The organism is Bacillus sp. FSL K6-0972 (assembly GCF_037976035.1).
GTDB classification, from domain to species: domain Bacteria; phylum Bacillota; class Bacilli; order Bacillales; family Bacillaceae; genus Bacillus; species Bacillus haynesii.
The window spans coordinates 1,482,691-1,507,879 of record NZ_CP150260.1; the positions used below are offsets into that span (position 1 = coordinate 1,482,691).

A 25,189-nucleotide genomic window follows, 5' to 3' on the forward strand; every position below is an offset into this window, starting at 1 on the left:
TTTATTTTGCCTCTGAAGCTTTTTTGCGCGACGTTTTTTTCTTTTTCTCACCGGTTCCTTTTGCAACAGGCGCTTTTGCTGCTTCCCGGTCAGGCGTTTTTGTCCGTTCGATGCTGGCTTGGAGAGCGCTCACGAGATCGATGACATCCTCGCGCGGAGCGGCGGCCCCAGCATTTGGCGTGACACCTTCATTTTGGTCGATTTTCTCTTTGATTTTATCCATCAGCGCGATTCTGTACGTATCTTCATATTGTTCAGGCGCAAATGTTGTCGTCAGCTCGTCTATTAGTGAAATCGCGGTTTGCAGCTCTTTTTCGTTGACCGCGGTTTCTTCCGGAACACCGGGTACGTGGGCTGCGTTTCGGACTTCATCAGGGTAGTGGATGGACTCCATTAAAATGCAGTTTTCGTAGACGCGAAGAATAGCGAGCTGTTTTTTTGAGCGGATGGTCATATGGGCGATTCCGATCTTTTCTGTTTTTCTGAGCGCTTCGCGCAAAAGTGAGTACGCTTTTACACCGTTATCTCCCGGTCCGACGAAATATGAACGGTTGAAATAGATGGGATCGATTTCCTTTAGTTGCACAAAATCAACAATTTCGACGGCCTTTTCTTCCTGCTCTTCTTTGAGCTGTTTCAGCTCATCGTCCGATAAGACGACGTATTTGCCTTTAACATATTCGTAGCCTTTGACGATGTCGTCGGGCGCGATTTCCTGATGGCAGTTTGTGCACTTTTTTTCATATTGAATAGGGGCGCGGCATTCTTTATGAAGCGACCTTAATTTAATATCCTTATCCTCTGTCGCTGCAAACAGTTTAATGGGGATATTGACAAGGCCGAAGCTGATTGAGCCTTTCCACATCGTATGCATCGGTTCGGTTCAACTCCTTTTCTTTTATTGATGCCTCTCTGCAGATTGTTTCATGAATAGCAACTTATGGATAACAGAGCGAAAAAAAGCATCCGGAATTCAGCCCGGATGCTTGCGGCGGTACAGTGATTTGCTTGGAGAAAGCGCTTAGTTCAGCTCGGTTTCCTCCTGCAATGACGGTCTGTTCTTTCTGGCGAGGGAAGACGAGAAGTACCGATATCTGCTTTTGCTCTTGTGCTTTGCGGCGTACATGGCCATGTCGGCTTTTCGCATCAGCTCATCACCGTCTGTTCCATCGGCCGGAGAAACGGCGATTCCGATACTGACGGATGTTTTGAGGCGGTGCTCTTTAATGTGAAAAGGCGTTTCAAACTGACTGATCAATTGCCTGGTCAGCTGATCTGTCCCTTGTAAAGGAGTGACAATGATAAATTCATCACCGCCCAGCCGGGCGATGAAGCCTTGATCGGGCACACAGTAAGCCAAACGCTGTGCTGCCGCCACCAGCAGCAGGTCCCCTACGTCGTGGCCAAGGGCATCATTAAACACTTTGAAACGGTTTAAATCCAAAAACAACACGGCCGTCCCCGTTTCCTGCCGCTTTAGAACATTTGCCAGATGGTCGACTGCATACCGTCTGTTTGGCAAATCTGTCAACGCGTCATAGTGGGCCATTCTATGGATTTTGCGTTCTGCTTCACGCTGGTTTGTCATATCTTTGCAAATGACATAAATGCTGTCGAGCTGCTTTCTGACGTAAACCGGTATCAGCGTCACATTTAAATCATAACGCTTTTCAGCTGTCACGATTTCCGTATCGCGGTTGATGGCCTGTTTTTCATTTTGGACTTGAAGAAACCAGCTGAGCAGCCTGTCATGGTCCTCCTGCCGAAAAACGGATGACAGGCGCTCATGCTCAATTCCCATTTTTTCAAGAAGGCTGTATCCCGATGAATTGGCGGAAAGCATCTTGCCTTCAAGCGAAAAAACGTAGATTGGATCAATATTGTGGTTGATCAAGGACTGGAACCGTTCCTCATTATCTTTAATTTTTTCGATATGAAGGAGCAGACGCTTGTCAGTGAAGGCGCCGAAAATCAAGAAGCATTGAAGCATCAGGCTGACAAGCACGATCATGATGCCCAGTTCAACTGTATCGATTCCTTCATGGCCTGTGTCACGGCCGTCAGCCATGAAAAGCGTAGCAGCTGCCATTCCGGTATAGTGCATGCCGGAAATCGCGCCGCCCATTAAAAGCGCGCTTCCGATTTTAATGAACAATATCCGAAAGGAGCCGGTTTTTTTGGCGAATACAACTGACAGTTTTAAGGCAGCGAAGGAGGCAAAAATGGCGATTGCAAAAGAGGCGGCATATAGAACGGGATGATAGACGATTGTCATATTCTCCATCGCCTCCATCCCAATAAAATGCATGGATGCAATCGCGCTTCCCATTGCAAGGGAGCCGGCCGCCAGTCTTGCATTCGTCGGTTTTTTTCCATTCACAACATAAAATGAAATGAGCGAGCCTGCGAAAGCGGCAACAATCGAAAACAAGACAAATCTCAAATCGTATTTCATTTCTTCGGCTGTCTGAAATGACACCATCCCGATAAAGTGCATAGACCAGATGCCAAGCCCCATCGTGAGGGAACCGGCCAAAAGCCATCCTATATTTTTCCTGCCTTTTGTATGTACGACCCGTTCAGATAAATCAAGGGCTGTGTAAGCTGCCAAAACCGCAGTGATATAGGATAATAGGACGAACCATCCATTATATTCACCAAAAACTTCTGTCACTTTCTTCTCCGCCTTTTTGTACTTATGATGAAAAGTCTAAATTTCTATACTGTATTGAAAGGCTAGACTGCCGTACTCTTAACCGTTGACATAAAAAAAGCGGCAATAGCGCTAAACCCGGTATAATTCGTGAATTATACTATACATAATGAAATTCGCCAATAAAAAATGATATCCTCCTGTTCTTTTTAAGGAGGACTTCCCGTTTTGCTCTTCAATTTTCCCGATTTGTGTTAAAATCATTTTTGTACGTTCTTTAGAACTTGAAATTATCAATCGTCAAAGGTTGTGGTCGATATCGAAGAGTTTATCTTATCAATGGCTGAGGCGTTTAAAAGCCTCTCGTATTTAGGTATTTTTCTGGCGCTGTGTATCGAATTCGTGCCGGCTGAAATCGTTCTTCCGCTTGCCGGATACTGGGTGTATCAAGGCGATATGTCGCTGATCGGGGTCGTTGCAGCAGGTTCACTGGGCGGTGTTGCAGGCCCGCTGACGCTTTACTGGCTCGGGAGGTACGGGGGGCGGCCGTTTTTGGAGCGCTACGGCAAATACTTCTTCATCAAGCCTGAAGCGCTCGAAAAATCGGACAGGTTTTTTGAAAAGCACGGCGGGTTTGTCGCATTCAGCGGCCGTTTTATACCGGGAATCAGAACGCTGATTTCCATTCCGTGCGGACTCGCTAAAATGAATGTGTGGGTATTTTGTATTTATACATTCCTTGCGATCACGCCGATTACGTTCGTCTATGTCTATTTAGGCTTTTACCTCGGCGAAAACTGGAGTAAGGTCGGCAGCTTATTGGACGGATACCTTCTTCCGGTCGGCATCGGATTCATCGTTTTGTTCGTTCTTTACCTTTGGGTGAAAGGCAGGCGGAACAAAATCAAATCGCAAAACGTTTCAGCCTTTTTAAATAAAAATAAGGATTGACAGCCGGGCGCATATGAGGTTAATATTATCTTATAATTCAATATTTTCTTTTATCCCAAAGGGGAGTAGCGTCCGGATGTTAAACCGGAAACAAAGTCGTCAGTTCATGGATGTTCATCCATCGGCTTTGTTGGCATGTTTTAATCAATGATAACCATGTCTAGCAAGACCTTTGCCTAATGTTGGCAGAGGTCTTTTTTGTTTTCTGAAAATACCCTGCCGCATTAGCGGGAATAAGAGAAAGAGACAATCACTTAGGAGGAATTACAAAATGGATGCAGCATTATTACTTGAATATGGTTGGGTTCTTCTCATCTTAGTCGGGCTCGAAGGCATTTTGGCCGCGGACAATGCCCTAGTCATGGCGGTCATGGTTAAACACTTGCCTGAAAAAGACAGAAAAAAAGCGCTCTTCTACGGGTTGGCCGGCGCGTTTGTGATGAGGTTCGGCGCTTTGTTTGCGATCTCTTTCCTTGTCAACGTCTGGCAGGTGCAGGCGATCGGCGCCGTTTATCTGCTTTACATTTCCGTCCATCATATTTTGAAAACCCACGTTTTCAAAAAGGACGACAAAGTGAAAGAGACGAAGCAAAGCGGTTTTTGGCCGACAGTTATCAAAGTTGAGCTGGCAGACATCGCGTTTGCCGTCGACTCGATTTTGGCGGCGGTTGCGCTGGCTGTCACACTTCCGACAACGAACCTGCCGCAAATCGGCGGACTTGACGGCGGACAGTTCATGGTGATTTTAGCCGGCGGGATCATCGGACTGATTATTATGCGTTTTGCTGCAAGTCAATTTGTGAACTTGTTAAAGAAACGTCCGAGCCTGGAAACGGCTGCTTTTCTGATTGTCGGCTGGGTTGGTGTGAAACTGACGCTCTATACGCTCGCACACCCGCAAATCAACATCGTCTCTGAACATTTTATTCATTCAGGTACTTGGAAGTTCATCTTCTGGGCGGTGCTGATTGCCATTGCGCTCGGGGGATGGTTTATGACAAATCCGAACAAACACGAGAATAAAGCTGCAGAGGAGTAAACAGCCTTCACCAGACTGCCGGGTCTTACCGGCGGTCTTTTTTGTTTGCCCGCACGAGGAAGCGACGGGGAAGATTGCCCTAGATCAACCGAAATAAGATTTCATTTTATTAACAGGCATGTTACAAAAACGGCGGGAAAACCCCCTTAATCGTCAAACAGATCACGAATTGTTCTAGGAGATCAAACAAATGACTGTCACAATTGAAAAATTAGAAATGAATACCGCGTTTTCTCCTTTGCGAATCCCTATCAAATTAGCTATCATTAATGAGTAGTATAGGGAGGAACTGAGGTGAAACCAGTGCTTAGCCTTTTGTTTAAGACAGGAAAAAAGAAACAAACATTAGAAGAGTCTGTAATAAGCATACAAAAAGGAAATCAGCAGTTGCAAAACGAGCTTATCGATCAGTATAAGCCTTTTGTGGCTAAAACGGTTTCATCCGTGTGCAAACGATATATAGATGAAAAAGATGATGAATTCAGCATCGGCTTGATTGCATTCAATGAAGCCATTGAAAAATATTCTTCAGATAAAGGAAATTCTCTGCTGGCATTTGCAGAGCTGATCATTAAGCGCAAAGTCATTGATTATATCAGAAAAGAAGCGAGAAATGCCCAGAATATCTATATGGACATGCAAGAAGGAGAAGAACAGGAATCCTCCCAAAGCATGATTGAAGCGGAGCTTTCCATTCATGAATTCAACCGCATGCTCGAACAGGAGCAAAGGCGGGAGGAGATTCTCCATTTTAAAGAAAGGCTTAAAAGTTTTGGCCTGTCTTTTTCCGATTTGCTGGAGCATTCCCCGAAACATACGGATGCAAGGCAAAACGCCATCAAAGTGGCATATACGCTAGTCGAACATGAAGAATTAAAAAAGATCTTGTTTGAAAAGAAGCAGCTTCCCGTCAAACAGCTTGAGAAGCTGGTGGCAGTCAGCAGAAAAACCGTAGAGAGAAACCGCAAATATATCATTGCTATGGCGATCATTATAACGGGCGATTATGTTTACCTTAAAGATTATCTAAAAGGGGTGCTCAATTCATGAGAAGAGGAATTATTGTAGAAAAAAATAAAAAATTCGTCACATTGCTAACCCCTGACGGACAATTTTTAAAAGCAAAGAGCACAGAGGAAGATTATGAAATCGGTCAGGAAATTGCTTTTCCCGCGGAGACGAGAATGTCGAGGAGGCGTGCGGGCTTTTTTGACCTGCTTGCGCTCCGTCCGCTGAAAGCCGGCGTTTTTTCAATCGCGGCGATCATGCTGCTCGCTTTCATGATCATCCCTGATGTTTTAAACAATAAAGCATACGCCTACATGACGATCGATATCAACCCAAGCTTTGAATTGACGCTCAACAAAAACTGTGAAGTTATCGATTTGGTGCCGCTGAACGAGGATGGGAAGGACTTAATGGATAGTATAAAAAATTGGGAAAAGTCTGACTTTAAAGAAGTGATCAGTGAAATTGTCGAAGACAGCGACAAGAGCGGTTATGTCACCGAATCTAAAGAAGTGCTTATCGCCACAGTATACGAAAACAATGAAGATGACACGTATAAGGCGACAGTAAAAAGTGAAATCGATGATGTAGCGAAAAAATACGAGCAGCAGAATTATAAGATGGAAGCGGTGGAATCAGACCTTGATACGCGTGCAAAAGCCCAAAAAGAAGGCATTTCAACAGGCCGTTATATCCGCTCCCACAAAGATGAATTAGAAGACAAAAACAAAGATGATGACAATAAAGATAGCAAAGATGATCAACAGCAGGAAGAAAACACAGGAGAAAAGGAGAAAGCTGTGAAAGAAGAAGATCAGCCGGAACAACATACGGATGATGAAGAATCAGATACGGAAGATCATCCGGACGGCGAAAAACCTTCAGATCAAGATCAGTCTCAATCTGATCAAGAAATGGAAAAAGAAAAGGAGTCAAAATCCCCTAATACCCAAAACCCTCAGGAACATAACCATAATGACAAAGACGGTCAGCGGACGGAGGAAGGAACGCCGAAAAGCGGTTCCGGTTCAAATCAAGAGAGCTCTAAAACACCTCCTTACCAAAAGGAGAAAAAGCCTTCTGACCAAACGAATAAACAAGAATATCCGCCGAGCGGTCCCGGCGAATAATCCAAAGGATATTTATTTGTCAGTATGCCCATTCAATTGAGCTTGTGCCTGCTGTACAAGTCGTTTTGTCATTTCCCCGCCTACAGACCCGTTTGACCGAGCAACCGAGTCCGAGCCGAGCTGGACGCCGAACTCTTGGGCGATTTCGTATTTGAACTGGTCTAAAACCTGCTCTGCCCCTGGAACGAGGAGCTTATTCGTTCTTGCCATGCATTCTCAACTCCTTTTTCAATTGGTACTGCTTGTTTAGTTTGAATTGGACGGAGGCTTTTTATGCTGGCAATTGTTGAAGGTGCAAAAAAACGCCTGGCTATTGAAAAGCCAGGCGCGCCGGTCAGCGGCGATTATTTCATATCATATTTTAAGAAGACGCTGTCAATCATGGAATGGGCGGTCGCCTGAATGTGCGAAGCGATGACGGACAGCACTGTGACTGCGGTGATGTCTCTCGCTTTGTTCCATTCGGGATCGGCCAGATCTTTGTAAAAATCGCGGAGCTGGCCAGTCTGTTCGATGACGATTTTTTCGAGCGTCGATTCATTGAGCGTATAGTCTTTGATCCGGTATACATGATCAAGAACCCGCGCATACCCTTCATAAAAGCGCAGCGGACTCACCACATCATCGGAGCGGTCTGTAATCGTATTAAAAACCGTTGTTAAGATCGGACGGATCGTTTCGAAGTCATAAACCGATTTTAAGTCTCGTACAATGAGAAGGATGACGGCTTGGTCGATGGAATATTTTTTGCCGAGTTCCGGATGTCCCATCAAATCTTTTATATCGCGTTTGATCCAGTTTTGGATGGCTGTCGATTTTAAAGATGTCAGTTCGCACAAATTTCCAAGTTCAACAATTTCATTTGTGGAAAGTCCATGTTCCGTTTTTTGTTTTTTCCGTTCGTACCGGACAATGAATTCGGGGATGTCCAAATTATCTTCCGGCTCATCAGGCGCTATATCGGCCGATCTCAAAAGAATCGCAAGCGGACTGACATCCAGCTGCCCTTTTAAAGCGTACATCAGTTTGGCCATTTCCAGGCGAGTCAGTTTAAAAGGTTTCATCATTCCACCTCATTATGTATTAAAATGAAATAGCAAACAATATAAACATTATCTTACGTCTTATCACTTGCATTTTCAATTCTATGCCGTATAATTTTATTATACAAGTTCATTTGATCTTATTATAACATGGAGGTAATCATGGGAAAAAGAATCTTTCTCTTTCTTTTATCGAACATTTTAGTCATTACGACGATCGGTATCGTGCTGTCCATTATCGGTTCGCTGACAGGCGTAGGCACGTATTTCACGGCTGACGGCGGCATCAATATTGTTGCGCTTCTCGTATTCAGTGCTGTTGTCGGTTTTGTCGGTTCCTTTATGTCGCTGTTGATGTCAAGATGGATGGCGAAAATGGCGATGGGCGTTCAGGTGCTGAATCCTGATAAGCAAACGCTCAGCTACGAAGAACAGCAGCTCGTTGACCGGGTATATAAGCTGTCCCGCGCTGCCGGACTGACAAAAATGCCTGAAGTCGGCATCTACAATTCACGTGAAGTGAATGCCTTTGCCACCGGGCCGTCTAAAAACCGCTCGCTTGTCGCTGTATCGACGGGCCTTCTTCAGGAAATGGATGACGACGCAGTGGAAGGCGTACTTGCCCACGAAGTGGCGCATATCGCTAACGGCGATATGGTGACGATGACGCTCCTTCAGGGAATTGTCAACACATTCGTTGTTTTCTTCGCCCGAATTGCGGCATGGGCTGTTTCACGCGTTGTCCGTGAAGAGCTGGCGCCGATCGTTCACTTTATCGCGGTCATCGTCTTCCAAATTGTGTTCTCTATTCTCGGAAGCCTTGTCGTGTTTGCGTACTCCCGCCACCGCGAATATCATGCGGATAGAGGAGGAGCAGACCTTGCAGGCAAGGACAAGATGATTCACGCGCTCCGCTCGCTTGAGCAGTACACTTCAAGAATTAAAGAAGAGCAGGCATCTGTTGCAACTTTGAAAATCAACGGGAAAAAGCACACATCGCTTTTCTCAACACACCCTGATTTAAGCGACAGAATCCGCCGTTTGGAAGCAAAATAATCAATATGCAAACCCCCTTTTCCAAGGGGGTTTGCTTTTTAAATTTAAAAATCGAAAAGCGGCTGTACATAAGAGCATGTTTCCTTTAAAATGGAACACGTTATACAGAAGAAGCGCAACTTTTGAATATTAAAAAGAAGGAACGATTATGAAGGTTTTATTGAGAAAACTATTGCGCGTGCTGTCCCCTGTACAGCTGATCGCGCTCTATTATTTTTTGGCGGTGACGGTTTCCGTTATTTTATTGAGTCTGCCTGTTGCACACAAGAATGGTGTGGAATGGTCTTTTATCGATGCCCTTTTTACTGCGGTGAGCGCAGTGAGTGTAACCGGTTTGACGGTTGTTGATACAGCTGATACATTCAGCACGGCGGGAATTTGGATTTTGGCGTTTGTTCTGCAATTTGGCGGGATCGGCGTGATGGCGCTGGGAACATTCGTCTGGCTGATTTTCGGCAAGCGGATCGGCTTGAAAGAGCGCCGGCTGATTATGACCGATCAAAATCAATCCAACCTATCGGGCCTTGTCAAGCTGATGAAGCACGTGCTGGGCTTAATCCTGCTGATCGAGCTGTTTGGCGGGCTGATTCTCGGCACTTATTTCTTAAAGTACTTTGAGACACCTGGAGAAGCCTTTATGCACGGATTTTTTACAAGCATCAGTGCAACGACCAACGGAGGTTTCGACATTACAGGCAACTCGCTGATTCCGTTTCAGCATGATTATTTCGTTCAATTTATCGTGATTATGCTGATCATTCTTGGAGCGATCGGCTTTCCGGTTCTCATCGAGGTGAAGGATTTTCTGCTCAGCAAAGAGCGCAAATTCTCTTTCAGCCTGTTTACCAAATTGACATCAGTCACTTTTTTCCTTTTAGTGATTGGAGGTGCGATCGGCATATTTGCCATGGAAGCGCGCTTTGCTTTTTCAGGGAAATCGTGGCACGAGGTATTATTCTTTTCGCTGTTTCAGTCGACGACGACCAGGAGCGGCGGACTCGCAACGATCGACATCAGCCAATTCACGCATACGACTGTTTTATTTATGTGCATGCTCATGTTTATCGGCGCTTCGCCAAGCTCTGTCGGAGGGGGCATCCGGACAACGACCTTTGCCTTAAATCTGTTGGCGCTGTTCCACTTCGCGAGGGGAAATAAATCGGTGAAGGTTTTCAAAAGGGAACTGCACCAGGCGGATTTAATGAAATCATTGATTGTGACGCTGATGGCGGTTATTCTCGTTTTCGGCTCGACACTCATTTTGACAGTGACGGAAAAGCATTCTTTGCTTGAACTGCTGTTTGAAGTGTGTTCGGCCTTCGGTACGACCGGCTTGTCGATGGGCATCACCCCAGATCTGAGCACGATTGGCAAAAGCGTCATCATCCTTCTGATGTTCATCGGCCGAATCGGCATTGTCACGCTGCTCTATTTATTCGGCAGAAAAGAAATCGAAGCGAATTACCATTATCCAAAGGAAAGAATTATTATCGGATAAGAAAGACAGTTTAGTTAAACTGTCTTTTTTTATGATCATAAAGTCGGTCGCTGTATTTATTTGTATGATATAATGCTTAAATGGCGGACTTGAAAAAAAGGGGGAAGCAACGATGAAAAAGAGAGTCATCCATTTGTTTATAGCCGCCGGATTTCTATTGCTCGCCGGAGCCTGTTCTAACGAGCCGACAGCAAAAGAAAGCATGGACCAATATGTAGACAAATGGAACGAGCAAAAATTTGAAGAAATGTATGAACAGCTGTCGGCTGGAGCGCAAAAATCGATTTCAAAAGACGATTTCATCAAGCGCAATCAATCCATTTATGAACAGATCGGTGTTTCCGATTTGAAGGTTTCAACTGTCGACAATGATGAAGATGAAAAAGATAAAGAGAAAAAAGATGCAGTGACAATACCGTTTAAAGTCAGCATGAATACATTGGCCGGCCCCGTTTCTTTTGAAGGCAAGGCAAAGCTTGTCAAAGAAAAAAAAGACGGAGACACTTCATGGAAAGTCAACTGGAACCCATCCTTTATTTTTTCACAGCTGAAGGAAGGGGAGACCATTCGGATTACCGCGAAGGAGCCAGCGAGAGGCAACATTTATGACAGAAACGGAAAGGCCCTCGCAACGAATGCGACAGTGCCTGAAATCGGCGTCGTTCCGGGGCAGCTCGGAGATGATAAAGACGGTGTCATCAAAAAGCTCACGAATATGCTGGATATGGAAAAAGAAGACATTGAAAAACAGCTGTCCGCAAGCTGGGTGACGGACGATTCATTCGTTCCCCTGAAAAAAGTGAAGCCTGGTAGCACCGAGCTTCTAAAAAAAGCAACCTCTCTCCCTGGGGTTTTGAAACAGGATACGCAATCAAGATACTATCCTTACGGTGAAAAAGCGGCACATCTTACCGGTTACATACGGCCGATTACCGAAGAGGAATTAAAACAGAATAAAGAAGGCTACAGCGAGCATTCACTGCTTGGAATCGTCGGTCTCGAACATATTTATGAAAAAGAGCTCAGAGGAGAAATCGGCTGGACGATTTCGATCCCTGAATCAGGCGCGACGGTTGCCTCAAAGGATGCAAAAGACGGAAAAGACATCCACACCACGATCGACATTAACAAACAGGAAGAACTGTACAACCAGTTAAAAGATGACTCCGGCGCTGCCGTTGCGTTAGAGCCGCAGACTGGAGAAACGTTGGCGCTTGTCAGCGCGCCTTCATACGATCCGAACGGGTTTTTGTTCGGCTGGAAAAAAGGAGAATGGGAAAAGCTCAACAAAGATGCGTCTGCGCCATTCACCTCTAAATTTAATAAAACCTATGCTCCTGGTTCAACGATCAAACCGATCACAGCTTCAATCGGTCTGAAAAATGAAGCGATCAAAGCGGATGAACCTAAAAAGATCGAAGGAAAGGAATGGCAGAAAGATTCGTCATGGGGCGGATATAAAGTCACACGGGTTTCCGATCGATTAAGCGATGTCAACTTGGAAAACGCGCTGATCACATCAGACAACATTTATTTCGCGCAGACTGCTCTTGACACAGGTAAGGATCAATTTGTCGAAGGCCTGAAATCATTCGGCTTTGAGGAAAAGCTTGATTATGAATTCCCGACGAAGTCTTCCTCCATATCAAACGAAGGAATCGACTCGGATATTCTCCTTGCCGATTCAGGATACGGACAGGGGCAAATGCTGATGTCGCCGATACACCTCGCGGCAAGCTATACGCCTTTCTTGAACGACGGTAATCTGATCAAGCCGTACCTGATCAAAAAGGACGGCGAAGAGAAAGAAATATGGCATAAAAACGTCCTGCCTACAGGTGGAGCAGAAGCGATTACAAAAGGGTTGAAAGGCGTTGTAGAAGACCCGCGCGGCTCGGCTTACAAGCCGGTTGTCAAAGGGCTCACGATTGCAGGGAAAACGGGAACGGCCGAACTGAAAACGAAAAAAGACGAAAAAGGCAAAGAAAACGGCTGGTTCACTGCCTATGATTATAAAAACAAAAACCTTTTAATCACGATGATGGTCGAGGATGTTTCAGACCGCGGCGGCAGCTCATACGTCGTCAATAAAGTGAAAAAAGTATTTAAATAAGCACCCTTCAGGGTGCTTATTTTTTTGCCGAAAACTGGATGTGTGGAATGTACGGAAACGGAAAGGATATATGGATGAAACGACAAAAGAAAGGAATGTCATCATGAAAAGAAAAGTTGCCAGAAATGAAGCGGCTCTTAACAATAAAACGCCTGCTGAAAGCATGCATGATCATCAATACATGACCCAATATGATGCCGAAAACGGAGACAGGGGCGCCAACCGCAACTCGAAACACGGGAAGCAGGGAGAATCGCACCAATGAAAAAAAATCAAAAAAGCAAGGATATGCAAAACCATAAAAAACCGATGAATCCAGATGTGCTTCAGGAAGAATTTTCGAACGAACTGGGCGATGTCAACGCCTTTAAGTTTATCGATGTGATCGAGAACAATAAAAAGAAGAACAATAAGGCGAACGGGCAGAAGCGGGATAAAGATTGAAACCGCAGAGCAAACGAGAAAGGTCCAAATCGGAAACGATTTGGACCTTCATTTATTTTAAATAAGGGTTATATCCGTTGTCTTTTTTCAACATCCGCATTAAATTCGTCATCTTCAATTCGATGAACGGCTGGGCCACCGTTTTCACAAATCCGCTTGATAAGCAGAAGGTTAAAATCGCCGTAGCGATGATTAGTAGCGTCAGACTTTGATAATCGGCAAGCCATTCTTCCGCACCCGTCTTTCTGAACGACTTAATGATAAAGCCGTGCAGCAGGTAGACATAAAATGTGCGCGTTCCCCAGAGGGTAAAGAAATACCGCCTTTCAGGCACAAGCGCCATGAACGCGAAGGTTGATGCAAACGTTATGACGAGAAGCGCCACCCGGTTTAACCCGCTTTTTATCCCGACATCGCCGAATTCCGAATAAGGCTTGGAACCGAACAGCCAGGAGTAATCGAAGTCTACAAAAAAGTAGAAAACGAACGTTGCTGCTAAAACGGCTAGAGCGGCCTGCTTGCCTTTCCAGCCTTTCAGCATTTTAAAATGGTCTTTTTGCAAATAATAGCCCGCCAAAAAGACCGGAAAGAAAACAAACGTGCGGGAGAGGCTGAGCGTGTTGCTGATCAGGTCGATATACCCGACAAGAACGGCGATCACAAAGCTTGCGGCAAACGCCCATTTCGCCGGCAGTTTTGTGAACGGAAACAACAGGAGATTCCAAAAAAACAAGCTCAGCAAAAACCAAAGCGACCATTGCGGTTCAATCGGATTTGCGGCAGTTAAGCTTTGATCATCGATAAAAGAATAAAACAGCGTATAGATTCCCTGGAAAATCAAATAAGGAACGATCAGCTTCCAGGCGATTTTTTTGACATATCCGGGGCGGTTGAACCCTTTTGCAAAATAGCCTGATATGAGAATAAAAGCAGGCATATGAAACGTGTAAATAAATTTATAAATATGAAGCAGTGCATCATTATCATGAATATAGGACCTGATTATATGTCCGAATACGACGAGAAAAATTAATAGGAATTTTGCATTGTCGAAATAGCTGTCGCGGGAATTCGCCATAACATCACCCTTTCACAAACATTCTCAGGAGGCGCCGATGCGGGAAGCGTCAGAACCCCGGCACATTCTTTCCGGAATGACGTCTTCCACCAGTCTTGCCTCATTTTAAAATTTTAAAATAGAAAGCATGTGTTTTCCTATGCATTAAGTCTTATTGTTAGGCCAATGTAATTGAACAGTAAGGAACTTTTATATCGTCATCTTCCTGTAAAATAGGCGGAAAGGTTGTAAAAGTTCGAAACAAATGAAGGAAGATTTTCCGGTTTGTAGAATAATTGGAGGACAGGTTTTCAAGAAGGAGTGTAATAAATGGAGGAAACTCTTGATTTGAATGAATCCTTAAATCTGCAAAACCAGCTGAACAGACTGAAGAAAGAAAACGCCAAGCTGAAAGCGGATTTGTATCAGTATGAACTGCTGTTTAACGGGACGCTGGACGCTATTTTTATATTGGATAAACAGATGACCATCATCCAGGCGAATGATGCCGCCTGCAAGATTCTGCAAAGCCAAAAAAAGAATTTGCTGAACCGGTCGGCGCTCGATTTTCTGCACGCCGTTCCGCCGGATGAACTGAACCAGAACATTCACCGCTTTTTAGAGCGGGGATATGCGAAAAAAGAAGTGGCTATCAGGCTTGACAACGGATCTGTCAAATATATCGAGTTTACTGCAAGCAAAGGAATCGGTGAGGACTGCTTTTTTGTCGTCATGAGAGACATTTCATCGAAAAAAATATTGGAGCGGGAGCGCACCATCAATGAAAAGCTGTTTAAAGATTTGTTTCACCGCGCGGTAGAAGGAATCGTCATCTTTGATAAACAAGGCTGTTTCATCGATGCAAACCATTCGTTTTGCCAGAGCTTCGAAATCGAAAAATCAGAGCTTTCAAAACTTAAGCTGTCTCAATTCGTATCCCCTGAAAACAAGGGGCGGCTCGATAAAATCTGGAACGCTCTTTTCAGAAGAGGGAAAGCAAAAGGGGAGCTTCCTGTCAGGCTCAGATCAGGAGAAGACAGGCTGTTTGAGCTGACGATAACCTCGAATATTTTAAACGGCTTTTACATGTCGATTATGAGGGATATTACCGAGAAACGCTCGATGGAAAAACAGCTGTTTAAAAGCGAAGAACGCTTTAGGGAAGTCTTTGAAAATGCAATGGATGCCATCATACTGATGAATAACGACGGCCGCATCGTCAAAGCGAACCAGTCGGCCTGCAAAATCTTCGAACTGCCGATGGACCAGCTGCTCAACAAGAAGATGACAGATTTTATTGACCAAACTGATCAGCGGTATCATGCCATTCAAAAGCAGTACGATCAAAAAGGGGAAATCCGGGCGGAACTGTTGTTTCGTATGGCAAACGGACAATATAAGGAGCTTGAGTTCACGTCAAAACGGATCATGTTCGACAGCCAGGACTTAACCATTTTGAGAAATGTCAGCGACAGAAAACGAATGGAACAAGAATTGCGGGAAAGCGAATTGAAGTTCAGAAAAGTATTCAACGGATCAATGGACGGAATCGTTCTTTTCAACAACCAGTACGATATTATCGATGCGAACCCCCTTGCCGGAAAAATTCTCAGCATCCCTCTTGAACAGCTGAAAACGTCCAATCTTCTTGATGTCATCTCCGGCTATCACATAGAAAACGCGGCTTCTCCCGCTAAAACGATTTCCTTTGAAGAAATGGATAATGATATTCCATTCCTGCTGAGCGACCAAAAACGGATTCTTGAATTTTCATTTAAGCGAAACATCATTCAAAATATGAATTTGGCGATGCTCAGAGACGTGACGGAACGAAAAGAGCTTGAAGAACGGCTCCGCAAGTCTGATACCCTTCATGTCGTCGGAGAACTCGCAGCCGGAATTGCCCATGAAATCCGCAACCCGATGACGGCATTAAAAGGATTTATCCAGCTGCTGAAAGGCAGCATCCAAAATGAGGATCACGCGCTTTATTTTAATGTCATCACATCAGAGCTCAAAAGGATTGAATCGATTATTACGGAGTTTCTCATCCTTGCAAAACCGCAGGCGATCATGTATGAAGAAAAAAATGTCGTCAAAATCATGCAGGACACTATGGATCTGCTGCACGCACAGGCAAACCTTGACAACGTGCAGATGCATCTGAAGTGCGAAGGCGGCATTCCGCTGATCTACTGCGAGCCGAATCAGCTGAAACAGGTATTTATCAACATTTTGAAAAATGCGATCGAAGTGATGCCTGACGGAGGCAACGTATATGTGTCGATCAAACCGAAAGGAGACGACCATATCATTGTCTCGCTTGCTGACGAAGGAATCGGCATGACAGAAGACAAATTGAAGAGGCTCGGCGAACCTTTTTACACGACAAAAGAACGGGGGACTGGACTCGGGCTCATGGTCAGTTATAAAATTATTGAAGAACATAAAGGAAAAATCGAAGTTGAAAGTGAAGAAGGGAGAGGCACGACATTCCACCTGACTCTCCCGATCAGACAGCAGCATGAGGAGGAGGCTTAATCGCATCGTGGGCTTTTATATTGAAATGACCTCGCCTTTTGGACAAGCTTACATTGTCGAGGAAAACAACCACATTATACACTTGCTATTTGAAAAAGATGAACTAAAACAGCTTCAACAAGACGGCTTGGAGCTTCACCCGGCCGAAACGGAATTGTTGAAGGAGGCCAAGCGCCAGCTCGAAGAATATTTCAAGGGGGAGCGGAAAACGTTCACCCTTCCTCTCCGCCAGGATGGAACTCCGTTTCAGAAAAAGGTGTGGGAGGCGCTGCAGTCGATCCCGTATGGTGAATCACGGAGCTATTTAGACATCGCATGCGCCGTCGGGAATCCGAAAGCGGTTCGCGCAATTGGCCAGGCCAATAAAAGAAATGCGCTGCCAATTTTGATCCCGTGCCACCGTGTCATCGGCAAAAATCGTTCATTGACGGGGTATTCCGGAAATGAAACGGATAAAAAAGCGGTGCTGCTCGACATCGAAAATATTGCGTATAAGGGAAAATAATATACGAGCACGCCGTTTCTTTTTTTCGTCCGCGACATATAATTTTATTAAGTTAAAAATGTTGGCCTTGGTAAAAAAGGAGGACGAATAAGTGAAAACAAACCGCCCGAAAAAAATAGCAGGATACGCGGAATTGTTCGTCAAGCTGCACGTGTTGACCGAAGAGCAAAAGAAAGACATCATCAAATCGATTAAAATCCGCTAAAGCGGCCTAAGTAAGGGCTTCAGCGGAAAACAGCGCTTCAATTTCTTCTTCAAATCTGTCTGTGATAATCCCTTTTTCCGTAATGATTCCAGAGATTAAATCGTGTGGCGTGACATCAAAGGCAGGATTGAACACAGGCACTTCTTGCGGCGCTATTTGCGTTCCGTTTATCTGTCTGACTTCATCCGGATCGCGTTCTTCAATCGGAATGTCGTCGCCGCATGAAATCGAGACATCAAAAGTTGACAGGGGAGCAGCGATGAAAAACGGGATTTGAAAGGCTTTGGCGAGGATTGCCAAGCCGTATGTTCCGATTTTATTGGCTGTATCTCCGTTTCTTGCGATCCTATCCGCTCCGACAATGACGGCTGAAATGTTTTTTTCTTTCATCGTATGGGCAGCCATGCTGTCTGTAATCAGCGTCACGTCAATTCCCCCCTGCATAAGCTCCCACGCCGTCAAGCGCGCGCCCTGCAGAACAGGCCTTGTTTCACAGGCATAAATATGAAGGTCGAGATCCTTTGTTTTGGCAAGATAAAACGGGGAAAGGGCTGTACCGTACCTGCTTGTCGCGATCGAGCCGGCATTGCAGATGGTCATGATGCTGTCGCCCGATTTGAACAAATGCAGTGCATTCTGTCCGATTTGCCGGCACGTTTCTTCGTCTTCAACCTGGATCTGAATGGCTTCGTGGATCAGATTTGTTTTTGCTTCATTGACCGATTTTGCGCCCTCCGTACTTTTTACCAGCCGATTGAGGGCCCAGGATAAATTGACGGCTGTCGGCCTTGCCTGATTGAGTTCATCTTTGATTTTGTCGAGCTCCCGCAGAAATACGGAAACGTCAGATGTATTGATGCTTTGTGCGCATAGAGCGAGCCCGAAGGCGGCTGTAATGCCGATGGCAGGCGCACCCCTCACTTTTAGCGTTTGGATCGCATCATAGACGTCTTCTTTAGTTGTGAGGTGCAGGTACTCCGTCTTTTCGGGAAGTTTTTGCTGATTCAGGATTTTTACCGATGTTTCTTCCCATTCGACAGAGCGGGGCACCGCAAATTGTTCCGGCATGTCATTCACTCCTTAAGCGCGTTTCGAAACGCTTCAATCATGTCTTTTGGCGTTCGGAAACCGCTGCGTTTTTCTATGAATGCTGCGCCTATTTTAAGGGCGAGCTTTTTTTGGCTGATTCTCCGGGAAAACGGAACGATTGTATCAAGGTCCGCAACATGAGCGAGGCCGATCGTCCGGCGGATCATTTCGCAGCCGGCAAAGCCTGCTGCGTCTTCAAACGTCTGTATCAGGACTGATTCAAGGCGCCCTTTCTCATTTTTGCAAGCCTCAAGAGCATCGTTTTCCCATGCTTCGCTGAATGTCCGGCTGAACGTATTCCAGACGGTCTCGACATGGCGGTATAAAGGGGCCCGCCTGTTTTCTTCGCGGGAAAGCGCGTTTAACAGCAGGTTGGCGATAAACTGTCCGATGTCAAACCCGATCGGTCCGAAAAACGCAAATTCAGGGTCGATGACTTTTGTTTCGCCTTCTTCACCGGCGAAGATGCTGCCTGTATGCAGGTCGCCGTGGATCAGCGTTTCCTCCGCGGATAAAAAGCGCTGTTTCAGCTTTGCCGCTTCAATTTTTAAAGCTTCATTGCGCCAAAGATCTTCCGCTTCATCGCGAAGCTCTTCTTCGAAGTCGTTCGTCTCATGGTCAAAGAAAGGGTCTGTGAACACAAGGTTTTCTGTAATATCGCACAGATCCGGATTCGTAAACTGCTTCACAAGCCGCTCTTTAACCGTTGGGTCAAGCGCATATTCAGACGAGTAAAAATGCGTTTTTCCAAGAAATTCTCCGATGTCTTCCGACAGATGCGGATATTCTTTCCCGTCAATCAGTCCTTTTCTGGAGATTTTCAAGTGAGAAAGGTCTTCCAATACGGTGACGGCAAGCTCGGTGTCAGAATAGTACACTTTCGGGACAAGGTGCGGGACATGCTCAGCCTGGCGGATCAGCGCACTGCTTTCGATTCTTGCCCTGTCAAGCGACAGCGGCCAGCTTTCGCCGACGACTTTTGCATAAGGCACCGCCTGCTTGATGATCAACCCTTTTTGCTGCTCTTTGTCGTAAACGCGGAAGACCAGGTTCAAATTTCCGTCCCCGATCTCCCGGCATGTCAAGGTGCTTTTGCTTGGAAAAAGCCCGAGACGGACGGCAAGCGCGGCCGCGGAGCTTTCAGTCAAAGTTTCGTATGCTGCAGTTTTCGTTACGGTCATATGTAATTCCCCCTAAATGTCGTTAACAAATAAAAAACCTCTTTCTCGTCGAGAGAAAGAGGCTGATTTGTCGTGTACGCCTCTCTTATCTCTCAGAATTTAAAGTCTGATGGAATTAGCACCGTGCCCTAGCGGCGCAAAGTTTCGCGCCCCATTTCACAATGGTATTACGGTCGGTTGCTGTTGGGGTCATTAGGCCAGTCCTTCACCCAACTCTCGATAAGAGAATTCAATATAAAATTTTGAAATTTCAGTTCGGTCAGTTGTTGAACATGTTACCAGCATCTCAGTTTTTTTGTCAACACTTTTTTAATATAAATCTTTGCGAATGTCCTCAAAAACCGGAATTTGCCCCCGCGCTTTTTCAATGTCCACGAGGTCGATTTCGGCCCTGATGACCGCTTCTCCGCGTCCTGCTTCAGCGAGGGTGCGGCCGAGCGGATCAATGACCATGCTGTGGCCCGCAAATTCGTTTGCCGGGTCTTTTCCCGCACGATTGCAGGCTGCGACAAAGCACTGATTTTCAATTGCTCTGGCTTTTAAAAGGCTTTGCCAGTGATCGAGGCGGGCGAGCGGCCATTCCGCCGATACAAAGATGATGCCTGCACCTTGGCTCGTATGTTTTCTGATCCATTCCGGGAATCGGATGTCGTAGCAGATAAACCCCGCAGCCGTGATCCCTTCAAGCTCGAAGCTCCCGTCGCCTGAGCCAGATGACAAATAGAGGTGTTCGTCCATCAGCTGAAAAAGGTGAGCTTTGCTGTATTCTTTGATTAAATTTCCGTTTTTGTCTGCGATGTACATGATATTGTACACACCGCTTTTTTTCTTGACGGCGACTGAGCCGCATACGATATGGACCCGGTTTGCTTTTGCCGTTTCCTGCAGCCATCTCTTCGTTTGCCTGCCTTCTTCATCCGCGATGGAGCCGAGATTTTTTAAATCATAACCCGTCGTCCACAGCTCGGGAAGGAGAAGGACATCCGCCTTTCGGCTTTCCTGTTCGATCAGCTGCTCCGCTTTTTTAAAATTTTCAGAAGGATTTCCGTATGCGATATCGAATTGCAGGCATGAAATTGTCAGCTTCAATCTGGATCACCTCATTTTTTTCTTTACATTTTACATTTAACAATATATGATGATGGACTATCATTTCAAGAATTTTTCAAAAGCGGGTGAATCGTATGAAATTTGAGCTTTCAGATGTGTTGAAACGGCTGCCTGAGCAGTTTTTCGCTTCCTTGGTCAAAAAGGTGAATGAAAAAATTGCCGCCGGCCATGATGTGATCAATCTCGGTCAGGGGAATCCGGATCAGCCGACACCGGATCACATCGTTGATACAATGGCGCAAGCCGTCCGCAACCCTGAAAACCATCAGTATTCCTCCTTTCGCGGCAGTCGTTCACTGAAGGAGGCGGCAGCCGCGTTCTATCAAAGGGAATACGGCGTAGAGCTCGATCCCGAACGCGAAGTCGCTGTATTGTTCGGCGGAAAAGCCGGTCTTGTCGAGCTCCCGCAATGTTTGTTAAATTCGGGGGATACCGTGCTCGTTCCCGATCCGGGTTATCCCGACTACTGGTCGGGCGTTGAGCTGGCAAGAGCGAACATGGAAACGATGCCGCTTACAGCGGACAATCAGTTTCTGCCTGACTACAGCCGGATTCCGAAGGAAGTGAAAGAAAAAGCGAAGCTCATGTATTTAAATTATCCGAACAATCCGACCGGTGCCCAAGCCACACCTGTTTTTTTCGAAGAGACCGTCCGGTTTGCCAAGTCGAACGGAATTTGCGTCGTCCACGATTTTGCCTACGGCGCGATCGGCTACGACGGCAAGAGGCCTGTCAGCTTTCTGGAAACGGCGGGGGCAAAAGACGCAGGAATCGAAATTTACACGCTTTCCAAAACGTATAATATGGCTGGATGGCGGGTCGGGTTTGCAGTTGGCAACGCCTCTGTGATCGAAGCGCTGAACCTTTATCAGGACCATATGTATGTCAGCCTCTTTAAAGCGGTCCAAGACGCCGCGGCGACCGCGCTCCTATCAGATCAAGCGTGTGTCAAGGAGCAAAATGAGCGCTACGAAAAAAGGCGGGATGCATGGATTCGTGCGGTCCGCGATATCGGCTGGCATGCGGATGCTCCGCAAGGATCTTTTTTCGCCTGGATGCCTGTTCCCGACGGATATACATCTGAGTCTTTTTCCGATCTGCTTCTCGAAAAAGCGAACGTCGTCACAGCGCCCGGCATCGGCTTCGGCAAACACGGAGAAGGATACGTGAGAGTCGGCCTCTTGACAAGCGAAGAGCGGCTCCGGGAAGCGGCTTCGCGTATTGCCGAGCTGAATATATTCAAAAAGACCGGCCACAGTCATTGACAATCGGGAAAAACGATGGGATAATTCAAAATAATTTATAAAATCAATATTCTTATCAAGAGCAGGCAGAGGGACAAGCCCGATGAAGCCCGGCAACCGACTTTTTAAGCACGGTGCTAATTCTTGCAGCTGACGCTGAGAGATAAGGATTCGAACCTGAAAAGCGAAACCTCTTTTAGCTAAAGCAGCAAAAGAGGTTTTTTTATATGCATGAAGCAGGAAGGAGCTACACAATGAGTGAACTTTTGGCAACATATATTTTGGCAGATCCAGGATGTGACGCAGAAAAGCGGGCTGAGCAAATCGCGATCGGGCTGACGGTCGGATCGTGGACAGATCTGCCGCTCTTAAAGCAGGAGCAGCTGAAAAAGCATAAAGGACGCGTCGTCAAGGTCGAAGAAACAGAAAGCGCACTGGGGGAAAAACAGGCAACGGTTACCATCGCCTATCCGGAAGCCAATTTTACAAGCGACATTCCCGCTGTGCTGACGACCGTTTTTGGCAAGCTGTCTCTCGATGGAAAAATCAAATTGGCTGATTTGGAGTTTTCGCAGTCTTTTAAACAATCATTGCCGGGTCCGAAATTCGGCGTATACGGGATCCGGAAAAAAATCGGCGAATTTGAAAGGCCTCTGTTGATGAGCATTTTTAAAGGCGTCATTGGCCGCGATATGGAAGACTTGAAGGAACAGCTGAGGCAGCAGGCGCTTGGCGGAGTGGATTTGATCAAGGACGATGAAATCTTATTTGAAACAGGCAGTGCCCCCTTTGAAAAACGAATCACAGAAGGAAGGAAAGTGCTTAAGGCTGCCTTTGAAGAAACAGGGCGTAAAACCCTGTATGCCGTCAATCTGACGGGCAGGACAATGGAGCTGAAATCGAAGGCGAGAAAAGCAGCCGAGCTCGGAGCCGATGTTTTGCTGCTTAATGTGTATGCCTACGGGCTCGATGTTTTGCAAAGCCTTGCGGAAGACGACGACATTCCGCTGCCGATCATGGCGCACCCGGCAGTAAGCGGCGCACTCACTTCGTCGCCGCATTACGGTTTTTCCCATTCGCTCTTGCTCGGCAAGCTGAACCGGTATGCGGGTGCTGATTTCAGCCTGTTCCCTTCTCCGTACGGAAGCGTTGCTCTGCCGAAGCGGGCTGCGCTTGCCATATACGATGAATGCACGAAGGAAGACGTTTTTAAACCGACATTCGCGGTGCCGTCGGCCGGTATTCACCCCGGCATGGTCCCGCTCTTGATGAAAGACTTTGGCATTGACCATATCATCAATGCAGGCGGGGGGATTCACGGTCATCCAAACGGAGCGGCAGGCGGAGGAAGAGCGTTTCGGGCGGTCATTGATGCCGTCCTGGAAGCGGAGCCTGTCGAAGAAAAAGCAAAGCGTTCTCCCGATTTGAAGCTCGCCCTTGAAAAATGGGGAAGGGTTGAGGTTTCTGTATGAGGAAGCCGCTTATCATTTGTGATTTTGACGGAACGATCACAACAAACGACAACATCATCAGCATTATGAAACAATTTGCTCCAAAAGAGTGGATTGCTTTAAAAGACGGGGTTCTGTCCAAGGACATATCGATTAAGGACGGAGTCGGCAGAATGTTTGAATTGCTGCCGAGCAGCCTGAAAGAAGACATTACGGCATATGTACTGAAACAAGCCGAGATCCGCCCCGGGTTTAAAGAGTTTGTCTCTTTCCTGGATGAGAAGGGTCTTCCGTTTTACGTCGTGAGCGGAGGGATGGATTTTTTCGTCTATCCCCTGCTTGAAGGAATTGTTGAAAAGAACCGCATTTATTGCAACGAGGCCGGCTTCACAGGCCGCAATATCGAGATCCGCTGGCCGTATCCGTGTGACGGGGGCTGCGGAAATGAATGCGGATGCTGCAAGCCTTCCATCATCCGCCGGCTGAAAGGTCGGGACGATTTTGTTGTCATGATCGGGGACTCTGTTACAGATGTTGAAGCTGCTAAATGTTCCGACTTGTGCATCGCGCGCGATTATTTGCTGCGCGAATGTGAAGGGCTCGGTTTGAAGCACGCAGCATTCGGCGATTTCCACGATGCAAAACGAATACTTGAAGAGACCGCGGAGGTGAAAGGATGGCTATTGAGCAAAAACGGCAGGAGCTTGCCGAGGTAAAAAAAGAGCTTGCGGAAAGGGATTGGTTCCCGGCGACAAGCGGTAATCTGTCAATCAAAGTATCAGAAGGCCCGCTGCGATTTCTCATCACGGCAAGCGGAAAAGATAAGCGAAAAGAGACCGCGGAGGATTTTCTGCTGGCGGACGAAGAGGGGAGGCCGGCGGAGACCGGACATGCGCTGAAGCCGTCGGCGGAGACCCTGCTGCACACCTTTGTCTATCAAAATACAAACGCCGGCTGCTGTCTTCATGTCCATACGATTGACAACAATGTCATCTCAGAGCTTTATGCAAAAGAAAAGCAAGTGACATTCAGAGGCCAGGAAATCATAAAGGCGCTCGGGCTTTGGGAGGAAAATGCGGAGGTGACGATCCCGATTATCGAAAACAGTGCTCATATTCCGGATTTGGCGGCGGATTTTGCCGGGCACCTTTCAGGCGATTCAGGCGCAGTGCTGATTCGCAGCCACGGTATTACCGTCTGGGGAAAAACGGCATTTGAAGCAAAGCGGATGCTTGAAGCATATGAATTCTTGTTCAGCTGGCATTTAAAGCTGAAAGCTTTGCAGGCTTATCACGTTTAATTAAAAAGGGGGAGAAAACATGGCGACAATTCGGATCCATGATGAACAAAACACGACCATTGAAAAGCAGGAAGAAGTGGAACAATTTCTAAAGCGGCAGGAGGTTATTTATGAAAAGTGGGACATCACAAAACTACCGGCCGGCTTAAAAGAAAAATACGATTTGACCGATGAAGAGAAACAGGAGATTTTAGACGTCTTTGCCGCTGAAATCAAAGACATTTCAGAACGCCGCGGCTATAAAGCGAGCGATGTCATCTCGCTTTCCGACCAAAATCCGAAACTCGATGAGCTCTTGAAGAATTTCAAACAGGAGCATCATCATACAGACGATGAAGTCAGATTTATCGTCAGCGGCCACGGCATCTTTGCGATAGAAGGAAAGGACGGTACATTTTTTGATGTCCTCTTAAATCCGGGGGATTTGATCTCCGTTCCTGAAAACACCCGCCATTATTTCACGCTTCAGGAAGACCGGAAAGTCGTGGCTGTCAGAATCTTTGTGACGACAGAGGGCTGGGTGCCGATTTATGAGAAAGAGAGTGTGAACCGGCCATAAAGAAAGCGTCCA

The 25,189-nt window shown here is 46.3% G+C and carries 24 protein-coding genes, 1 pseudogene and 2 riboswitches; of the genes and pseudogenes, 17 read left to right on the top strand and 8 right to left on the bottom strand.

All coding sequences use genetic code 11. From position 1 onward, the window contains the following. Position 1 precedes the first annotated feature (1 nt). Both MKX80_RS07530 and MKX80_RS07535 read right to left on the bottom strand, forming a co-directional pair. Complete coding sequence (locus MKX80_RS07530; RefSeq protein ID WP_154997273.1) at positions 2–874, bottom strand: Ku protein; 873 nt, start codon at positions 872–874, stop codon at positions 2–4. A gap of 147 nt (positions 875–1,021) precedes the next feature. Further along, positions 1,022–2,674, bottom strand: a complete 1,653-nt coding sequence (locus MKX80_RS07535) for a diguanylate cyclase (RefSeq protein WP_268336817.1) — start codon at positions 2,672–2,674, stop codon at positions 1,022–1,024. A gap of 288 nt (positions 2,675–2,962) precedes the next feature. On the opposite strand from MKX80_RS07535, the gene MKX80_RS07540 reads away from it, so the two are divergent. From MKX80_RS07540 to MKX80_RS07555, 4 genes and pseudogenes are all read left to right on the top strand, one after another. Then, complete coding sequence (locus MKX80_RS07540; RefSeq protein ID WP_154997277.1) at positions 2,963–3,604, top strand: DedA family protein; 642 nt, start codon at positions 2,963–2,965, stop codon at positions 3,602–3,604. Between the two features lie 147 nt (positions 3,605–3,751). Further along, a pseudogene (locus MKX80_RS07545) lies at positions 3,752–4,643 on the top strand (TerC family protein). A 294-nt stretch (positions 4,644–4,937) separates the two neighbouring features. Next, positions 4,938–5,693 carry an RNA polymerase sigma factor SigI gene (gene sigI, locus MKX80_RS07550; RefSeq protein ID WP_154997281.1) on the top strand — a complete coding sequence of 252 codons (756 nt, stop codon included), beginning with the start codon at positions 4,938–4,940 and terminating at the stop codon, positions 5,691–5,693. Then, complete coding sequence (locus tag MKX80_RS07555; RefSeq protein WP_268310272.1) at positions 5,690–6,781, top strand: anti-sigma factor domain-containing protein; 1,092 nt, start codon at positions 5,690–5,692, stop codon at positions 6,779–6,781. The genes sigI and MKX80_RS07555 overlap by 4 nt, the downstream gene beginning before the upstream one ends. A 12-nt stretch (positions 6,782–6,793) precedes the next feature. Here the strand turns inward: MKX80_RS07555 and MKX80_RS07560 are convergent, their stop codons facing one another. Both MKX80_RS07560 and MKX80_RS07565 read right to left on the bottom strand, forming a co-directional pair. Then, positions 6,794–6,991: an alpha/beta-type small acid-soluble spore protein gene (locus MKX80_RS07560; protein ID WP_043925366.1), complete on the bottom strand. Its 198-nt coding sequence runs from the start codon at positions 6,989–6,991 to the stop codon at positions 6,794–6,796. A 134-nt stretch (positions 6,992–7,125) separates the two neighbouring features. Beyond that, positions 7,126–7,845 carry a DUF1836 domain-containing protein gene (locus MKX80_RS07565; protein WP_154997295.1) on the bottom strand — a complete coding sequence of 240 codons (720 nt, stop codon included), beginning with the start codon at positions 7,843–7,845 and terminating at the stop codon, positions 7,126–7,128. Between the two features lie 141 nt (positions 7,846–7,986). Here MKX80_RS07565 and htpX point away from each other — a divergent pair, with 141 nt between their 5' ends. From htpX to MKX80_RS07590, 5 genes are all read left to right on the top strand, one after another. Next, positions 7,987–8,880, top strand: coding sequence for a protease HtpX (gene htpX, locus MKX80_RS07570; protein WP_182070781.1), 894 nt, complete (start codon positions 7,987–7,989; stop codon positions 8,878–8,880). A 148-nt stretch (positions 8,881–9,028) separates the two neighbouring features. Then, a complete protein-coding gene (locus MKX80_RS07575; RefSeq protein WP_154997287.1) occupies positions 9,029–10,378 on the top strand; it encodes a TrkH family potassium uptake protein in 1,350 nt (449 codons plus the stop codon). A gap of 112 nt (positions 10,379–10,490) precedes the next feature. Then, positions 10,491–12,491, top strand: coding sequence for a penicillin-binding transpeptidase domain-containing protein (locus MKX80_RS07580; protein ID WP_182070780.1), 2,001 nt, complete (start codon positions 10,491–10,493; stop codon positions 12,489–12,491). A 103-nt stretch (positions 12,492–12,594) separates the two neighbouring features. Further along, the gene (locus MKX80_RS07585) at positions 12,595–12,756 is read left to right on the top strand and encodes a hypothetical protein (RefSeq protein ID WP_011197888.1); all 162 of its coding nucleotides are present in this window, start codon (positions 12,595–12,597) and stop codon (positions 12,754–12,756) included. Beyond that, the gene (locus MKX80_RS07590; RefSeq protein ID WP_154996051.1) at positions 12,753–12,935 is read left to right on the top strand and encodes a hypothetical protein; all 183 of its coding nucleotides are present in this window, start codon (positions 12,753–12,755) and stop codon (positions 12,933–12,935) included. The genes MKX80_RS07585 and MKX80_RS07590 overlap by 4 nt, the downstream gene beginning before the upstream one ends. Before the next feature lie 52 nt (positions 12,936–12,987). Here MKX80_RS07590 and MKX80_RS07595 read toward each other — a convergent pair whose 3' ends face one another. Next, positions 12,988–14,013, bottom strand: a complete 1,026-nt coding sequence (locus MKX80_RS07595) for an acyltransferase family protein (protein WP_043925373.1) — start codon at positions 14,011–14,013, stop codon at positions 12,988–12,990. Between the two features lie 309 nt (positions 14,014–14,322). Between MKX80_RS07595 and MKX80_RS07600 the strand changes: the two genes are divergently transcribed. The 3 genes from MKX80_RS07600 (at position 14,323) to MKX80_RS07610 (ending at position 17,243) form a co-directional block, all read left to right on the top strand. Next, a complete protein-coding gene (locus tag MKX80_RS07600) occupies positions 14,323–16,533 on the top strand; it encodes a PAS domain-containing sensor histidine kinase (RefSeq protein WP_154996049.1) in 2,211 nt (736 codons plus the stop codon). Positions 16,534–16,540: 7 nt separating this feature from the next. Further along, a complete protein-coding gene (locus tag MKX80_RS07605; protein ID WP_154996047.1) occupies positions 16,541–17,038 on the top strand; it encodes a methylated-DNA--[protein]-cysteine S-methyltransferase in 498 nt (165 codons plus the stop codon). A gap of 91 nt (positions 17,039–17,129) precedes the next feature. Continuing rightward, positions 17,130–17,243 (top strand): hypothetical protein, encoded by a 114-nt coding sequence (locus tag MKX80_RS07610; RefSeq protein WP_003181063.1) that lies wholly within the window; start codon positions 17,130–17,132, stop codon positions 17,241–17,243. Between the two features lie 6 nt (positions 17,244–17,249). On the opposite strand, the gene mtnA is transcribed toward MKX80_RS07610, so the two are convergent. The 3 genes from mtnA to MKX80_RS07625 all read right to left on the bottom strand — a co-directional run bounded on the left by mtnA (position 17,250) and on the right by MKX80_RS07625 (position 20,602). Next, positions 17,250–18,311: an S-methyl-5-thioribose-1-phosphate isomerase gene (gene mtnA / locus MKX80_RS07615; protein WP_154996045.1), complete on the bottom strand. Its 1,062-nt coding sequence runs from the start codon at positions 18,309–18,311 to the stop codon at positions 17,250–17,252. 5 nt (positions 18,312–18,316) lie between these two features. Next, positions 18,317–19,513: an S-methyl-5-thioribose kinase gene (gene mtnK, locus MKX80_RS07620; protein ID WP_268342762.1), complete on the bottom strand. Its 1,197-nt coding sequence runs from the start codon at positions 19,511–19,513 to the stop codon at positions 18,317–18,319. Between the two features lie 82 nt (positions 19,514–19,595). Beyond that, a riboswitch (SAM riboswitch) is annotated at positions 19,596–19,739 on the bottom strand. An 83-nt stretch (positions 19,740–19,822) separates the two neighbouring features. Next, positions 19,823–20,602, bottom strand: coding sequence for a carbon-nitrogen family hydrolase (locus tag MKX80_RS07625; RefSeq protein WP_154996040.1), 780 nt, complete (start codon positions 20,600–20,602; stop codon positions 19,823–19,825). Positions 20,603–20,697: 95 nt separating this feature from the next. On the opposite strand from MKX80_RS07625, the gene MKX80_RS07630 reads away from it, so the two are divergent. The 5 genes from MKX80_RS07630 (at position 20,698) to MKX80_RS07650 (ending at position 25,177) form a co-directional block, all read left to right on the top strand. Further along, entirely contained in the window at positions 20,698–21,888 is a 1,191-nt protein-coding gene (locus tag MKX80_RS07630; RefSeq protein WP_268342764.1) for a pyridoxal phosphate-dependent aminotransferase, read from the top strand. Between the two features lie 49 nt (positions 21,889–21,937). Further along, a riboswitch (SAM riboswitch) is annotated at positions 21,938–22,037 on the top strand. A gap of 84 nt (positions 22,038–22,121) precedes the next feature. Further along, the gene (gene mtnW, locus MKX80_RS07635) at positions 22,122–23,339 is read left to right on the top strand and encodes a 2,3-diketo-5-methylthiopentyl-1-phosphate enolase (protein WP_154996036.1); all 1,218 of its coding nucleotides are present in this window, start codon (positions 22,122–22,124) and stop codon (positions 23,337–23,339) included. After that, a complete protein-coding gene (gene mtnX / locus MKX80_RS07640; RefSeq protein WP_268342766.1) occupies positions 23,336–24,034 on the top strand; it encodes a 2-hydroxy-3-keto-5-methylthiopentenyl-1-phosphate phosphatase in 699 nt (232 codons plus the stop codon). Before mtnW ends, mtnX begins: the two co-directional genes overlap by 4 nt. Continuing rightward, the gene (locus tag MKX80_RS07645) at positions 23,995–24,618 is read left to right on the top strand and encodes a methylthioribulose 1-phosphate dehydratase (RefSeq protein ID WP_182070774.1); all 624 of its coding nucleotides are present in this window, start codon (positions 23,995–23,997) and stop codon (positions 24,616–24,618) included. Before mtnX ends, MKX80_RS07645 begins: the two co-directional genes overlap by 40 nt. A 19-nt stretch (positions 24,619–24,637) precedes the next feature. Continuing rightward, on the top strand, positions 24,638–25,177 hold the full coding sequence (locus tag MKX80_RS07650) for a cupin domain-containing protein (protein ID WP_182070773.1): 540 nt from the start codon (positions 24,638–24,640) through the stop codon (positions 25,175–25,177). Positions 25,178–25,189 lie beyond the last annotated feature (12 nt).

Bases quoted from the DNA above. Each gene is read 5' to 3' on its own strand.
- MKX80_RS07530 (WP_154997273.1), bottom strand. From the start codon at position 874: ATGCATACGATGTGGAAAGGCTCAATCAGCTTCGGCCTTGTCAATATC.
- MKX80_RS07555 (WP_268310272.1), top strand. From the start codon at position 5,690: ATGAGAAGAGGAATTATTGTAGAAAAAAATAAAAAATTCGTCACATTG.
- MKX80_RS07560 (WP_043925366.1), bottom strand. From the start codon at position 6,991: ATGGCAAGAACGAATAAGCTCCTCGTTCCAGGGGCAGAGCAGGTTTTA.
- MKX80_RS07565 (WP_154997295.1), bottom strand. From the start codon at position 7,845: ATGAAACCTTTTAAACTGACTCGCCTGGAAATGGCCAAACTGATGTAC.
- htpX (WP_182070781.1), top strand. From the start codon at position 7,987: ATGGGAAAAAGAATCTTTCTCTTTCTTTTATCGAACATTTTAGTCATT.
- MKX80_RS07575 (WP_154997287.1), top strand. From the start codon at position 9,029: ATGAAGGTTTTATTGAGAAAACTATTGCGCGTGCTGTCCCCTGTACAG.
- MKX80_RS07580 (WP_182070780.1), top strand. From the start codon at position 10,491: ATGAAAAAGAGAGTCATCCATTTGTTTATAGCCGCCGGATTTCTATTG.
- MKX80_RS07585 (WP_011197888.1), top strand. From the start codon at position 12,595: ATGAAAAGAAAAGTTGCCAGAAATGAAGCGGCTCTTAACAATAAAACG.
- MKX80_RS07590 (WP_154996051.1), top strand. From the start codon at position 12,753: ATGAAAAAAAATCAAAAAAGCAAGGATATGCAAAACCATAAAAAACCG.
- MKX80_RS07595 (WP_043925373.1), bottom strand. From the start codon at position 14,013: ATGGCGAATTCCCGCGACAGCTATTTCGACAATGCAAAATTCCTATTA.
- MKX80_RS07600 (WP_154996049.1), top strand. From the start codon at position 14,323: ATGGAGGAAACTCTTGATTTGAATGAATCCTTAAATCTGCAAAACCAG.
- mtnA (WP_154996045.1), bottom strand. From the start codon at position 18,311: ATGCCGGAACAATTTGCGGTGCCCCGCTCTGTCGAATGGGAAGAAACA.
- mtnK (WP_268342762.1), bottom strand. From the start codon at position 19,513: ATGACCGTAACGAAAACTGCAGCATACGAAACTTTGACTGAAAGCTCC.
- MKX80_RS07630 (WP_268342764.1), top strand. From the start codon at position 20,698: ATGAAATTTGAGCTTTCAGATGTGTTGAAACGGCTGCCTGAGCAGTTT.
- mtnW (WP_154996036.1), top strand. From the start codon at position 22,122: ATGAGTGAACTTTTGGCAACATATATTTTGGCAGATCCAGGATGTGAC.
- mtnX (WP_268342766.1), top strand. From the start codon at position 23,336: ATGAGGAAGCCGCTTATCATTTGTGATTTTGACGGAACGATCACAACA.
- MKX80_RS07645 (WP_182070774.1), top strand. From the start codon at position 23,995: ATGGCTATTGAGCAAAAACGGCAGGAGCTTGCCGAGGTAAAAAAAGAG.
- MKX80_RS07650 (WP_182070773.1), top strand. From the start codon at position 24,638: ATGGCGACAATTCGGATCCATGATGAACAAAACACGACCATTGAAAAG.